This is a genomic window from Prauserella sp. PE36 (genome assembly GCF_003311655.1).
Taxonomy (GTDB): domain Bacteria; phylum Actinomycetota; class Actinomycetes; order Mycobacteriales; family Pseudonocardiaceae; genus Prauserella_A; species Prauserella_A endophytica.
In genome coordinates, this window is the sequence record NZ_QEQT01000028.1 from 1 (window position 1) to 13,279 (window position 13,279).

Consider the following 13,279-nt stretch of genomic DNA (forward strand, 5'->3'; position numbering starts at 1 on the left):
GGACCTCTTCGCCGCCCATGGTGTGCCGGTGTTGCCCGGCGCTGTGGCGAGTAATCCGGAAGAAGCGCGGGCCGCCGCCGAGGAGATCGGTGGGCAGGTTGTGGTCAAGGCGCAGGTGAAGACCGGTGGCCGGGGTAAGGCCGGTGGTGTGAAGCTGGCCAAGGATCCGGCCGAGGCGCGGGAGAAGGCCGAGGCGATCCTCGGGTTGGACATCAAGGGTCATGTCACGCGTCGCGTGCTGGTGACCGAGGCGTCGGACATCGCGCAGGAGTATTACTTCTCGTTCCTGCTGGACCGGGCGAACCGCACGTTTTTGGCCATGGCCTCGGCCGAGGGTGGCGTGGAGATCGAGCAGCTGGCGGTCGAGCGCCCGGAGGCGTTGGCGAAGGTGGCGGTGGATCCGATCGCCGGGGTGGACAAGGCCACCGCGCTCGAGATCCTCACCCAGGGCAATTTCCCGGTGGAGATCCGGGAGCGGGCCGCCGAGGTGGTGGTGAAGCTGTGGGAGACCTTCGTGGCCGAGGACGCCACGCTGGTCGAGGTCAACCCGCTGGTGCGGGACCCGCAGGACAAGATCGTCGCCCTGGACGGCAAGGTCACCCTGGACGGCAACGCCACGTTCCGCCACCCCGAGCACGAGCAGCTGGTGGACAAGCAGGCCGAGGACCCGCTGGAGGCCAAGGCCAAGGCCAAGGACCTCAACTACGTCAAGCTCGACGGTGAGGTCGGCATCATCGGCAACGGCGCGGGCCTGGTCATGTCCACCCTGGACGTGGTCGCCTACGCCGGGCAGCGGCATGGCGGGGTCAAGCCCGCGAACTTCCTCGACATCGGGGGCGGCGCCTCGGCGGAGGTGATGGCCGCCGGGCTGGACGTCATCCTCGGCGACCCCGCGGTCAAGAGCGTGTTCGTGAACGTGTTCGGCGGGATCACCGCCTGCGACGCGGTGGCCACCGGCATCGTGGAAGCCCTCAAGATCCTCGGGGACGAGGCCACCAAGCCGCTGGTGGTGCGCCTGGACGGCAACAACGTCGAGGAAGGCCGCCGGATCCTCGACGAGGCCAACCACCCGCTGGTCACGCAGGTGGACACCATGGACAACGCGGCCGACAAGGCCGCCCAGCTCGCCGCGGCAGGAGCCTGATCCCCATGGCCATTTTCCTCAACGAGAACTCCAAGATCATCGTGCAGGGCCTCACCGGCTCGGAAGGCACCAAGCACGCCACCAAGATGCTGGCCGCCGGCTCCACCATCGTCGGCGGGGTCAACGCCCGCAAGGCCGGCCAGACCGTCACCATCGGCGGCACGGACCTCACCGTCTACGGCACCGTCGAGGAGGCCATGAAGGCCACCGGCGCCGACACCTCGGTGATCTTCGTGCCCCCCAAGTTCGCCAAAGACGCCGTCATCGAGGCCATCGACGCCGAGATCGGCCTGGCCGTGGTCATCACCGAAGGCATCCCCGTGCACGACTCGGCCTACTTCTGGGCCCACGCCGTCGCCAAGGGAAACAAAACCAGGATCATCGGCCCGAACTGCCCCGGTGTGATCTCCCCGGGCAAGTCGAACGCGGGCATCATCCCGGCCAACATCACCGGCCCCGGCCACATCGGCCTGGTGTCCAAGTCCGGGACGCTGACCTACCAGATGATGTACGAGCTGCGCGACATCGGCTTCACCACCGCGGTCGGCATCGGCGGGGACCCGGTCATCGGCACCACCCACATCGACGCCCTCGCGGCGTTCGAGGCCGACCCCGACACCAAGGTCATCGTGATGATCGGCGAAATCGGCGGGGACGCCGAAGAACGCGCCGCCGACTACATCAAGGCCAACGTCACCAAACCCGTCGTCGGCTACGTCGCCGGCTTCACCGCCCCCGAAGGCAAAACCATGGGCCACGCCGGCGCCATCGTCTCCGGCTCCTCCGGCACCGCCCAAGCCAAAAAGGAAGCCCTCGAAGCCGCAGGCGTCAAGGTCGGCAAAACCCCCACCGAAACCGCCGAGCTCGCGCGCAAGGAGATCCTGCGCTGACCCACCACAGTGGACGGTGCCGGAAGCCATGAGGCTTCCGGCACCTTTCTTTGCGGCCGCAGTGACCGCAGTAACCGCAGTGAAGGCCACCTTCACTGCGTTGAACGCAGGCAAGGTGGCCTTCACTGCGGAACTGGGATCGCCTCAGCGGGTGAGCAGCGGCTCCGCCAGACCGGGCAGCGGCAGCCTCGGGCGGCCGGGCTGGCGCAGGAACCGCACCAGGCCCGCGCCGGTCAGGCTCAGCACCGCCGCCACCACGAACATCACCGGGTAGCCGTCGCTGCTCACGGCGTAACCGGCGAGCGCGACACCGATCAGCCCGCCGACCGACTTGGCCCCGTAGAAGATCCCGAAGTTCGGCAGGCCGGGCTGCTCACCGAAGTGCCCCTCGACGAGACCGGGCAGCAGCCCGTAGCAGGCGCCCGCCGCCCCTCCGGCGAGCGCGGCGCCGAGCAACAGCAGCGGAGCGTTCCCCTGCTGCCCGGAGAAAAGCAGCAACAACTGCGCCACTCCCCCCGCGTACAACGCCACGCGCACCACGCAACGCCGTCCGAAGCGGTCGCCTGCCCAGCCCTCCGCGGTGCGCGTCGCACCGCTGGCCGCGGCGAGCACGGCGAGCGCGGCGGCGCCGAACTCCGCGCTCCAGCCGCTGGCCGTCGCGAACACCGCGAGGTAGGCGATGTCGAACAGGATCACCGCGGCCAGGCACGTCACCGCGAGGTACAGCAGCCCCGACTCGGGGCAGCGGACCATCTCGGCGGCCGAGTACCGCCGGATGGGCGGGCGGTTGTTGCGCAGCCCGGGGTTCACGGACTTGTCCAGTGCCCAGGCCCTCGGGTCCACGTGCGCGGGCCACCAGTACCGCGGCGGGTCGCGCAGGATCAGCGCGGCGGCCCCCACGAGCAGCATCACGGCGAGGCCCGCCACGCCGAGGAACGCCTCCATGGACCCCGGGCGCGCGAACTGACCGGCCAGCACCACGAACGGGATCGAGCCGTACGCGAACGCGCCGCTGACGAAGGCGGTGCGGGCGGGCCGCTCGGGGTACCACTTGGCGACCACGCCGAGGCACGTGCCGTAGACGAGCCCTGCGCCGATCCCTCCGAGCACGCCGTGGTTGAGCAGTACGACGACGAAGCTCGTCGAACCGCCGAGCGTCACCAGGCCGGCAGCGCACAGCGCGGCGCCGACGAGCATCGTGGCGGCGGGCGCGAGCCCGAGCCTGCTGCGCAGCCGTGCCGCGGGGTAGACGGTGCCGCTCTGGCAGAGGATCCACACCGCGAGCACCCAGCCGCCCTGCGCGAGCGTCCAGCCGTGGGTGGTGCCGAGTACGGGCATGAGCGCGCCGAAGCCGTACTGGCCGACGCTCGCGACCAGCATGGCCGTCCAAGCCGCCCACAGCATCCACCGACGAGAACGGCCCAGCAGGTCACGGTCGGTTTCACCGACGCGATACCGCCGGCCGTAGAAGTCGCGGATCTCCTTCACCTTGGGAACGAAAGACACGCCGGACATACACCCCACCCGCCATTGTGCATACAGTATGTAGTAGCCAGTATGGCAGCCTCTGGGTGTGATGTCGATAACATCCTGCGCACCCAAGGGCACCTCGGTCGCGATCAACGCGCCGCAGAAGAGACGCTGCGGCTCACGGTGTCATCGACGGCGCCACTGGGGGACGGAGCCTCTTTCTCGCGGTACTCAGTTCCGCGACCAGGCGACACGGACCCACTGCACGCCGAGCACCACCATGCAGACAACCGCGATGATCATGCCGACGCCGGGGCCCTCGCCCGGTGCGCCGCTGGCCGTGGACGATTGCTGCGACCAGATCGCCAGCAGCCCGTCGACGGCGGCGATCCAGCTGCCGATGGCGCAGACCCACGTGAGCCACCACCGCCGCGTCGCCAGTGCCAGAGCCGAGGCCGCGACACCGAACACCGTCGACGTCGTCGCGAACAGCCGGGGGATGGCACCGCCCTCGCCTGCCAGCACCTCCCAGCCGAAGTGGTCGCCGACCCACGGCAGCACGAGCCCCACCACGAGACCGAACACGGCGACGGCGATCGTGAAACCGCGCCTGCCGAGCTCGACGGTCTTGACCGCCTTGCTGACGGCCGCGTCCACGTCCGCGCCGAGCTCTTCGATGTCGGCGCCGTTGCCCTCGCGCCGCTCGTCGGGGTCCTTGTCGGTCACAGCGAGCACCCTCCCTGAGCGGCGGCCGGGGCCGGCGGCGGGGCTCCGAACGAGGGCAGCCCGAGGCTCACGCCGTTGGTCGTGGGCCGCAGGCCCGCCTCGGCGTTGTCGCCCGCCCTCGTGCGGCGGTGCGAGAGCAGGTCGCCGTCGGCCACCAGATGGTGGGGCGCCGCGTAGGTCACGGTGGTCTCGACGACGTCACCGGGCCGCACCTCGCGGTCCACGGCGGAGCCATCCGGCGTGAAGTGCACGAGCCTGCCGTCCCTGGCCCTGCCGCTCATCCGGTGGGTTTCGGCGTCCTTGCGGCCCTCACCCGCGGCGACGAGCAGCTCGACCTTCCGCCCGACGAGCTTCTTGTTCTCCTGCCAGGCGATGTCGTCCTGCAACGCGACCAGCCGGTCGTAGCGCTCCTGCACGACCTCCTTGGGCACCTGGCCTTCCATCTCGGCGGCCGGGGTGCCGGGCCGCTTCGAGTACTGGAAGGTGAACGCGCTGGAGAAGCGGGCCTGCCGCACGACCTCCAGCGTCGCCTCGAAGTCCTCCTCGGTCTCGCCCGGGAAGCCGACGATGATGTCGGTGGTGATCGCGGCGTCCGGCATCGCGGCGCGCACCTTGTCCAGGATGGACAGGAACCGCGACGAGCGGTACGAGCGGCGCATGTCCTTGAGCACTCGGTCGGAGCCCGACTGCAACGGCATGTGCAGCTGGTGGCAGACGTTGGGCGTCTCCGCCATCGCGTCGATGACGTCGTCGGTGAAGGCCGCCGGGTGCGGCGAGGTGAACCGCACGCGCTCGAGCCCGTCGATCGCGCCGCACGAACGCAGCAGCTTGCCGAACGCCAGCCGGTCGCCGAACTCGACACCGTAGGAGTTGACGTTCTGGCCGAGCAGCGTCACCTCCAGCACGCCCTCAGCGACCAGCGCCTCGACCTCGGCGAGCACCTCGCCCGGCCTGCGGTCGCGCTCCTTGCCGCGCAGCGAGGGCACGATGCAGAAGGTGCACGTGTTGTTGCAGCCGACCGACACCGACACCCAGCCCGAGTAGGCCGACTCCCGCCGCGCGGGCAGCGTGGAGGGGAACGTCTCGAGCGACTCCAGGATCTCCACCTGGGCCTCGGCGTTGTGCCGGGCGCGCTCCAGCAGGGTGGGCAGTGAGCCGATGTTGTGGGTGCCGAAGACGACGTCCACCCACGGCGCCCGCCTAACGATTTCGCCACGATCCTTCTGCGCGAGACAGCCGCCGACGGCGATCTGCATCCCCGGCCGGTCCTTCTTGCGGGGCCGCAGATGGCCGAGGTGGCCGTACAGCTTGTTGTCCGCGTTCTCGCGCACCGCACAGGTGTTGAGCACGACGAGGTCGGCGGCGCTCCCGTCCTCGGCCGCCACGTAGCCCGCGCTCTCCAGCTGCCCCGCGAGGCGCTCGGAGTCGTGCACGTTCATCTGGCAGCCGAAGGTGCGGATGTGATAGGTCCTGCTCACCCGATCTCCTGCTCACGCTGGTGGTACTGCACCCATCAGGGTAGGTCAACCGGGTGTGAACACCTCACGAAGCCTGTTGAACGCAGAGTGGCTAAGGTTCGGAAACAGTGTGCCGTTGGTTCGCCGCCCAGGGCGGTCGGACACATAAGGTTGCGTTTTGGTCCGAATGTCATGCCGGGATTGCCCCAACGGTGTTGAATCCGGTTGTCCGGGACCCGAACAGCTCGCCGTGATGGAGGATAGATGAGCACCGCGACATCCGCGCCGCCCATGATCAAGGCGAGCGGGGTGAACAAGTTCTTCGGCGACCTGCACGTCCTGAAGGAGATCGACTTCGAGGTTCCGGCGGGCCAGGTCGTTGTCGTGCTGGGGCCGTCGGGCTCCGGCAAGTCGACCCTCTGCCGGGCCATCAACCGCCTGGAGCCGATCAACTCGGGCGAGATCCAGGTGGACGGCAAGCCGCTGCCGGCGGAGGGAAAGGCGCTGGCCGCGCTGCGGGCGGACGTGGGCATGGTGTTCCAGCAGTTCAACCTGTTCGCGCACAAGACCATCCTCGACAACGTGACGCTCGCACCGCAGAAGGTCCGCAAGGTCTCCGCCGGCGACGCGCGCAAGACCGCGATGGAGCTGCTGGAGCGGGTGGGTATCGCCAACCAGGCGCAGAAGTACCCCGCTCAGCTCTCGGGTGGCCAGCAGCAGCGCGCGGCGATCGCCAGGGCACTGGCCATGCGGCCCAAGGTGATGTTGTTCGATGAGCCCACCTCGGCGCTGGACCCCGAGATGGTCCAGGAGGTGCTCGACACCATGACGTCGCTCGCCGACGAGGGCATGACCATGCTCGTGGTCACCCACGAGATGGGTTTCGCCCGGCGGGCAGCGCACCGTGTCGTGTTCATGTCGGACGGTGAGATCGTCGAGGATTCGACGCCGGACGATTTCTTCACCGCACCCAAATCCGAGCGAGCCAAGGACTTCCTTGGCAAGATTCTGACCCACTAGTCCCCCGCCCGTGGCCTGTCGGGCACCCCGACACGAGCGGGGCGATACAGATGGAAGGAACACAAGACAAATGCGGTTCAGCCGAGTATTACGTGTTGGCGCCGTCGTGGCGGCCACGAGCCTTGCCCTCGCCGCCTGCGGTGGCGGGAACGGCGGCGGTGGCGGTGGCGACGAGGGCGGCAACGAGTCGCTGGTGTCGCGCGCCGAGTCCGGCAGGCTGACTGTCGGCATCAAGATCGACCAGCCCGGCCTCGGCCTCCAGACGCCGGACGGTGGCTACGAGGGCTTCGATGTCGACGTCGCCAAGTACATCGCCAAGGAGCTCGGCGTCGAGGAGGGCGACATCGAGTTCGTCGAGACGCCGTCGGCCCAGCGCGAGAACATGATCGAGAAGGGCGACGTCGACTTCATCGTCGCCTCGTACTCCATCACCGACGAGCGCAAGCAGAAGGTGGACTTCGCGGGGCCGTACTTCCTCGCGCACCAGGACCTGCTCGTCCGCGCCGACGACAACTCGATCCAGGGCGCAGAGGACCTCAACGGCAAGAAGCTCTGCTCGGTGAGGGGCTCCACCTCCGCGCAGAACGTCAAGGAGGACTTCGCCAAGGACGCCGACCTCCAGGAGTACGCCGGTTACTCCGAGTGCCTCACTGGTCTCGAGAACGGCGCCGTCGACGCGCTGACCACCGACGACACGATCCTCGCGGGCTACGCCGCCCAGAACCCCGGCAAGTTCAAGCTGGTGGGCGCCAACCTGAGCGACGAGAACTACGGCGTCGGCCTGAAGAAGGGCGACACCGAGGGTCGCACCGCGATCAACAACGCCATCAAGAAGATGCAGGACTCGGGCGAGTGGAAGAAGTCGGCCGAGAAGTGGTTCGGTCCGTCCGGCTACCAGGTCGGCGAGCCCCCTGCCATCGAGCAGTGATCCAGTAACAGCAACGCCGAACTAGTCCTGGGCCGGCCGGTAACGGCCGGCCCAGGTCGTTCGGGCAGCCTGAGGAGCACAGACAGTGTTCGATTTCCTGAGCGAGTACGACGTGCTCGGCGCGTTCTGGGTGACCGTACAGCTCACATTCTTCTCCGCCATCGGCTCGCTCATCTGGGGCACGATCCTCGCCGGGATGCGGGTGAGCCCCGTGCCACTCATGCGGGGGTTCGCCGCGTCGTACATCAACCTGATGCGGAACACCCCGCTGACGCTGATCATCCTGGCATGCTCGCTGGGCCTGAACCAGACGCTGGGCATGACGCTCGCGGGCCAGAACTTCGAGCAGCAGAACTACCGGCTGGCCATTCTCGGTTTCGTCGCCTACACCGCCACGTTCGTCTGCGAGTCCATCCGCTCCGGCATCAACACCGTGCCGGTGGGCCAGGCAGAGGCGGCCCGCGCGCTGGGCCTCGGGTTCACCCAGGTGCTGGGCATCGTGGTGCTCCCGCAGGCCTTCCGGTCCGTGGTCGGCCCGCTCGCCAGCGTGCTGATCGCCCTTACCAAGAACACCACGATCGCCAGCACGATCGGCGTCGCCGAGGCGTCGCTGCTGATGAGCGAGATGATCGAGAACGAGAGCGACAAGATCTTCCTCGTCTTCGCGATCTTCGCGCTCGGCTTCGTGATCCTGACCCTGCCCACCGGCCTGCTGCTCGGCTGGGTCGCCAAGAAAGCGGCGGTGAAGCGATGAGCGCTCCCTCTGTCCTCTACGACGCACCGGGGCCGAAGGCCAAGGCCCGCAACGTCGGCTACACCATCGCGTTCCTCGTGGCGCTGGCCGCGGTGATCTGGTGGGTGCTGGCGACGATGGCCGAGAAGGGCCAGCTCGACGGCGAGAAATGGAGTCCGTTCGTCACCGACGGCAGGATCTGGACGACGTTCATCCTGCCGGGCGTGCAGAACACCCTGATCGCCGCGGGCCTCTCCATCCTGATCGCCCTGCCGATCGGCGCGCTGTTCGGGATCCTGCGGCTGTCGGACCACGTCTGGGTCCGCTGGCCATCGGCGACGGTCGTCGAGTTCTTCCGCGCCGTGCCGGTGCTGATCCTGATGTTCTTCGCCAACGAGTTCTACTTCAACTTCACCGACATCGCATCCGATCAGCGGCCGCTCTACGCGGTGGTGACCGGGCTCGTGCTCTACAACGGCTCGGTGCTCGCCGAGGTGGTCCGCGCCGGCATTCTGTCGCTGCCGAAGGGCCAGACCGAGGCGGCGCAGGCGCTCGGCCTGCGCAAGACGCAGACGATGACGAACGTCCTCCTGCCGCAGGCGGTCACGGCGATGCTGCCCGCGATCGTGAGCCAGATCGTGGTGATCGTGAAGGACACCGCGCTCGGTGGCGCGGCGCTCGGGTTCGCCGAGCTGCTCAGCCGGATCCGGCCGATCTCGAACAACTACGGTCAGAACATGATCGCGACGCTCGTGATCGTCGCGGTGATCTTCATCGTGCTCAACTTCATCATCACCTCCGCCGCGAGCTGGCTGGAGAAGTGGAACAGGCAGCGCAAGAAGGGCACGGGAGCCGTGGTCGCACCCGGCGCCGTCGACGACGTGGCCACCGGCCAGGCCGTCTGACACCCACCCCGTTCCGCGAAGAAGGCCACCTTCCCCGTCCGGGGGAGGTGGCCTTCTTCGTGCCCTGCTCAGTTCTCGCCGCGGCGGAACAGCTTGTTGCCTAGCCAGACGATCGGGTCGTAGCGGCGGTCGGCGACGCGCTCCTTCATCGGGATCAGTGCGTTGTCGGTGATGTGGATGTTCTCCGGGCACACCTCGGTACAGCACTTGGTGATGTTGCAGTAGCCGAGCCCGTGGTCGCTCTGTGCCTCGTCACGCCGGTCGGCCACGTCCAGCGGGTGCATCTCCAGCTCGGCGATGCGCATGAGGAACCGGGGCCCGGAGAACGCGGGCTTGTTCTCCTCGTGGTCCCGCACGACGTGGCACGTGTTCTGGCACAGGAAGCACTCGATGCACTTGCGGAACTCCTGCGAGCGTTCCACGTCCACCTGCTGCATCCGGTACTCACCCGGCGCCAGCCCCGGCGGCGGCGTGAACGAGGGGACCTCGCGCGCCTTGGTGTAGTTGTACGACACATCGGTCACCAGGTCCCGGATCACGGGGAACGTGCGCATCGGCGTCACGGTGATCACCTCGTCCTCGGCGAACACCGACATCCGCGTCATGCACAGCAACCGCGGCCTGCCGTTGACCTCGGCCGAGCACGAACCGCACTTGCCCGCCTTGCAGTTCCACCGCACGGCGAGGTCGGGCGCCTGCGTGGCCTGCAGGCGGTGAATCAGGTCGAGCACCACCTCACCCTCGTTGGCCTCCACCGTGAAGTCCTGCAGCTGCCCCGAGCCGTCGTCGCCGCGCCAGACCCGGAGTTTCGCGTCGTAGCCCATCAGGCCGTCCTTTCCGGGTGGTCGGCGAGCTCATCCTCGGTGTAGTACTTCTCCAGCTCGGACAGCTCGAACAGCTCCAGCAGGTCCTGCCGCATCGGTTCCTGCGGCTTCGCCTCGACGGAGACGTCCGGTGCCAGCGGGTCACCGCCCGGCGAGGTGCAGACGAGGAGGGTGTTGCGCCACTGCGCGTCCATCTGCGGGTGGTCGTCGCGCGTGTGCCCGCCCCTGCTTTCGGTGCGCCGCAACGCCGCCTGCGCCACGCACTCACTGACCACGAGCATGTTCCGCAGGTCCAGCGCGAGGTGCCAGCCGGGGTTGTACTGCCGGTGGCCCTCGACGGTGACACCGCGGATGCGCTGGCGGATCTCGGCGAGCTTGTCGATCGCCTTGGCGATCTCGTCTGCCTTGCGGATGATGCCGACGAGGTCGTTCATGCTCTGCTGCAGCTCGGTGTGCAGCGTGTACGGGTTCTCCTCGGCGACACCGTCGGCAGGCGGGTCGAACGGCGCCAGCGCGAGCTTCGCGGCGGCCGTGACGTCGGAGTCGGCCACGGCGGGCCGCCGCGTCAGAGACTCCACGTAGGACGCCGCCCCGAGGCCCGCCCTGCGGCCGAACACGAGCAGGTCCGACAGCGAGTTGCCGCCGAGCCGGTTGGAGCCGTGCATGCCGCCGGAGCACTCGCCCGCGGCGAACAGACCCGGCACGCTGGACGAGGCGGTGTCCGGGTCGACCTCGATGCCACCCATCACGTAGTGGCAGGTGGGCCCCACCTCCATGGGCTCCTTGGTGATGTCCACATCGGCCAGTTCCTTGAACTGGTGGTACATCGACGGGAGCCTGCGCTTGATCTCCTCGGCTGGCAGCCGGCTCGCGATGTCGAGGAACACCCCGCCGTGCGGCGAACCCCGGCCCTCCTTGACCTCGGCGTTGATGGCACGGGCCACCTCGTCGCGCGGCAGCAGGTCCGGCGTCCTGCGGTTGTTGTCCGCGTCGTCGTACCAGCGGTCGGCCTCGTCCTCGCTGTCCGCGTACTGTCCCTTGAAGACGTCCGGAATGTAGCGGAACATGAACCGCTCGCCCTGGGAGTTCTTCAGCACGCCGCCGTCACCGCGCACGCCCTCGGTGACGAGGATGCCCTTGACGCTGGGCGGCCAGACCATCCCGGTGGGGTGGAACTGGACGAACTCCATGTTGATCAGGCTCGCCCCCGCCCGCAGCGCGAGCGCGTGGCCGTCGCCGGTGTACTCCCACGAGTTCGACGTGACCTTGAACGACTTGCCGATGCCGCCCGTCGCGAGCACCACGGCGGGCGTCTCGAAGAGCACGAAGCGCCCGGACTCACGCCAGTAGCCGAACGCGCCGGAGATGCGGCCGTCGTCCTTGAGCAGCTCGGTGATCGTGCACTCGGCGAAGACCTTGACCCTCGCCTCGTAGTCGCCGTACTGCTTGTAGTCCTCCTGCTGCAGCGACACGATCTTCTGCTGCATGGTGCGGATCAGCTCGAGACCGGTGCGGTCGCCGACGTGCGCGAGGCGGGGGTAGGTGTGCCCGCCGAAGTTGCGCTGGCTGATCCGGCCGTCCTTGGTGCGGTCGAAGAGCGCGCCGTAGGTCTCCAGCTCCCACACGCGGTCGGGCGCTTCCTTCGCGTGCAGCTCTGCCATGCGCCAGTTGTTGAGGAACTTGCCGCCACGCATGGTGTCGCGGAAGTGCACCTGCCAGTTGTCGTTGGGGTTCGCGTTGCCCATGGACGCCGCGCACCCGCCCTCGGCCATCACGGTGTGGGCCTTGCCGAACAACGACTTGCACACCACCGCGACACTCAGGCCCCGCTGCCGCGCTTCGATCACCGCGCGCAGGCCCGCGCCGCCGGCACCGATCACCACGACGTCGTAGCTGTGCCGTTCGACCTCGGTCATGAAATTGCCACCTCGGAAAACTGTTCAGTTGATGAAACGCAGATCGGAGATCACGTCGGTGGACACGAGCCAGACGTAGAGGTCGGTGAGCACCAGCGTGCCCAGCGTCAGCCAGGCGAACTGCATGTGCCGCGTGTTGAGCCTGCTGACCTGTGTCCAGATCCAGTAGCGCACCGGGTTCTTCGAGAAGTGCTTGAGCCTGCCGCCGGTGACGTGTCTGCACGAGTGACACGAGAGCGTGTAGCACCAGAGCAGGACCACGTTGCCGAGCAGGATCAGGTTCCCGAGCCCGAAGCCACCCTGGAAGGCGACTATGGCGTCGTAGGTGTTGATCAGCGTGATCAGGAACGCGACGTAGAAGAAGTACCGGTGGGCGTTCTGCACGATGAGCGGCAGCCGCGTCTCGCCGGTGTACTTGGTGTGTGGCTCCGCCACCGCGCACGCGGGCGGCGAGAACCAGATCGAGCGGTAGTACGCCTTGCGGTAGTAGTAGCAGGTGAGCCGGAAGCCGAGCAGGAACGGCAGCGAAAGGAAGGCGAGCGGGATGAACCCCGGCAGCTCCCCGATCGGTGTGCCGAAGTGCGCCGAACCCGGCAGGCACGACTCGCTCAGGCAGGGCGAGTAGAACGGCGTCAGGTAGTGGTGCTCGGCGTCCCAGTAGCCCGTGCGCATGAACGAGCGGACGCCGGCGTAGATGACGAACGTCGCGAGCCCGATCGTGGTGAGCAGTGGTGGTATCCACCAGCGGTCGGTGCGCAGGGTTCGGGCGGCGATGCTCGCGCGCGAGCGGCCAGGAGTGCGGATTTCGGCGGGACTTGCCACGTTGCCAGCCGCCGCCTTCAGCGCTGGTCGCGCTGGTAGCCGCCGACGCCCTCGTCGTCCGCGCCCTCCCACAGGGCAGGGTCGTACGGGGTGTCGGGCACCGGGACGACGTCCACGGGCCGGGCCTGCGTGGGTACGGGAACCATCTGGTCGAGGTCGATGGCATCGATGTCGAGCCGCTCGACGTCGTTGACGAGCCTGCGGACCGCGGGGGCCTCTCCGTAGCGCGCTCGCAGCGCACCGACGCACTGCCTCAGCTGCCCTATGGTCCTGCGGAGTTCGCTCAACTCTGTGGTGGACATCTTCCGTGACCTCCGAATCAGTCCGGTCGGGCTTATGGCCGACTCTGCCTTTCAGCGTTGAGTGTGACAAGTAGCACACCGGTAGTTTCGGACGTGATCGGGGTCACTAATCGTGATCTTCTTAATCGATTTTGGTCCCTGC

At 68.0% G+C, this 13,279-nt stretch carries 13 protein-coding genes; 6 read left to right on the top strand and 7 right to left on the bottom strand.

The window, feature by feature from the left end:
• The coding region (gene sucC / locus DI005_RS01260) for an ADP-forming succinate--CoA ligase subunit beta (RefSeq protein WP_113641030.1) at positions 1 to 1,144 on the top strand (1,144 nt) is incomplete at its 5' end.
• 5 nt (positions 1,145 to 1,149) lie between these two features.
• Positions 1,150 to 2,034, top strand: a complete 885-nt coding sequence (gene sucD, locus DI005_RS01265) for a succinate--CoA ligase subunit alpha (protein ID WP_112272599.1) — start codon at positions 1,150 to 1,152, stop codon at positions 2,032 to 2,034.
• 144 nt (positions 2,035 to 2,178) lie between these two features.
• On the opposite strand, the gene DI005_RS01270 is transcribed toward sucD, so the two are convergent.
• From DI005_RS01270 to miaB, 3 genes are all read right to left on the bottom strand, one after another.
• Positions 2,179 to 3,549, bottom strand: a complete 1,371-nt coding sequence (locus DI005_RS01270; protein ID WP_113641031.1) for an OFA family MFS transporter — start codon at positions 3,547 to 3,549, stop codon at positions 2,179 to 2,181.
• Positions 3,550 to 3,735: 186 nt separating this feature from the next.
• Positions 3,736 to 4,230: a hypothetical protein gene (locus DI005_RS01275; RefSeq protein ID WP_112272603.1), complete on the bottom strand. Its 495-nt coding sequence runs from the start codon at positions 4,228 to 4,230 to the stop codon at positions 3,736 to 3,738.
• On the bottom strand, positions 4,227 to 5,708 hold the full coding sequence (miaB, locus tag DI005_RS01280; RefSeq protein WP_113641032.1) for a tRNA (N6-isopentenyl adenosine(37)-C2)-methylthiotransferase MiaB: 1,482 nt from the start codon (positions 5,706 to 5,708) through the stop codon (positions 4,227 to 4,229). Before miaB ends, DI005_RS01275 begins: the two co-directional genes overlap by 4 nt.
• A gap of 270 nt (positions 5,709 to 5,978) precedes the next feature.
• Between miaB and DI005_RS01285 the strand changes: the two genes are divergently transcribed.
• From DI005_RS01285 to DI005_RS01300, 4 genes are all read left to right on the top strand, one after another.
• Positions 5,979 to 6,707: an amino acid ABC transporter ATP-binding protein gene (locus tag DI005_RS01285; RefSeq protein ID WP_199542440.1), complete on the top strand. Its 729-nt coding sequence runs from the start codon at positions 5,979 to 5,981 to the stop codon at positions 6,705 to 6,707.
• Positions 6,708 to 6,777: 70 nt separating this feature from the next.
• Positions 6,778 to 7,635, top strand: a complete 858-nt coding sequence (locus DI005_RS01290; protein ID WP_112272609.1) for a glutamate ABC transporter substrate-binding protein — start codon at positions 6,778 to 6,780, stop codon at positions 7,633 to 7,635.
• Between the two features lie 85 nt (positions 7,636 to 7,720).
• Positions 7,721 to 8,389: an amino acid ABC transporter permease gene (locus DI005_RS01295; protein WP_112272611.1), complete on the top strand. Its 669-nt coding sequence runs from the start codon at positions 7,721 to 7,723 to the stop codon at positions 8,387 to 8,389.
• Positions 8,386 to 9,273, top strand: coding sequence for an amino acid ABC transporter permease (locus tag DI005_RS01300; RefSeq protein WP_112272613.1), 888 nt, complete (start codon positions 8,386 to 8,388; stop codon positions 9,271 to 9,273). Before DI005_RS01295 ends, DI005_RS01300 begins: the two co-directional genes overlap by 4 nt.
• Positions 9,274 to 9,341: 68 nt before the next feature.
• On the opposite strand, the gene DI005_RS01305 is transcribed toward DI005_RS01300, so the two are convergent.
• The 4 genes from DI005_RS01305 to DI005_RS01320 are packed head-to-tail and all read right to left on the bottom strand — an operon-like array spanning position 9,342 to position 13,137.
• Entirely contained in the window at positions 9,342 to 10,097 is a 756-nt protein-coding gene (locus DI005_RS01305; protein ID WP_112272615.1) for a succinate dehydrogenase/fumarate reductase iron-sulfur subunit, read from the bottom strand.
• A complete protein-coding gene (locus DI005_RS01310; protein ID WP_113641033.1) occupies positions 10,097 to 12,013 on the bottom strand; it encodes a fumarate reductase/succinate dehydrogenase flavoprotein subunit in 1,917 nt (638 codons plus the stop codon). The genes DI005_RS01305 and DI005_RS01310 overlap by 1 nt, the downstream gene beginning before the upstream one ends.
• 24 nt (positions 12,014 to 12,037) lie before the next feature.
• The gene (locus tag DI005_RS01315) at positions 12,038 to 12,835 is read right to left on the bottom strand and encodes a hypothetical protein (RefSeq protein WP_113641034.1); all 798 of its coding nucleotides are present in this window, start codon (positions 12,833 to 12,835) and stop codon (positions 12,038 to 12,040) included.
• A 17-nt stretch (positions 12,836 to 12,852) separates the two neighbouring features.
• Entirely contained in the window at positions 12,853 to 13,137 is a 285-nt protein-coding gene (locus DI005_RS01320) for a hypothetical protein (RefSeq protein ID WP_113641035.1), read from the bottom strand.
• Positions 13,138 to 13,279 lie beyond the last annotated feature (142 nt).

Coding starts and splice junctions, on each gene's coding strand:
- sucD (WP_112272599.1), top strand. CDS start 1,150: ATGGCCATTTTCCTCAACGAGAACTCCAAGATCATCGTGCAGGGCCTC.
- DI005_RS01320 (WP_113641035.1), bottom strand. CDS start 13,137: ATGTCCACCACAGAGTTGAGCGAACTCCGCAGGACCATAGGGCAGCTG.
- DI005_RS01310 (WP_113641033.1), bottom strand. CDS start 12,013: ATGACCGAGGTCGAACGGCACAGCTACGACGTCGTGGTGATCGGTGCC.
- DI005_RS01270 (WP_113641031.1), bottom strand. CDS start 3,549: ATGTCCGGCGTGTCTTTCGTTCCCAAGGTGAAGGAGATCCGCGACTTC.
- DI005_RS01285 (WP_199542440.1), top strand. CDS start 5,979: ATGATCAAGGCGAGCGGGGTGAACAAGTTCTTCGGCGACCTGCACGTC.
- DI005_RS01290 (WP_112272609.1), top strand. CDS start 6,778: ATGCGGTTCAGCCGAGTATTACGTGTTGGCGCCGTCGTGGCGGCCACG.
- DI005_RS01305 (WP_112272615.1), bottom strand. CDS start 10,097: ATGGGCTACGACGCGAAACTCCGGGTCTGGCGCGGCGACGACGGCTCG.
- DI005_RS01300 (WP_112272613.1), top strand. CDS start 8,386: ATGAGCGCTCCCTCTGTCCTCTACGACGCACCGGGGCCGAAGGCCAAG.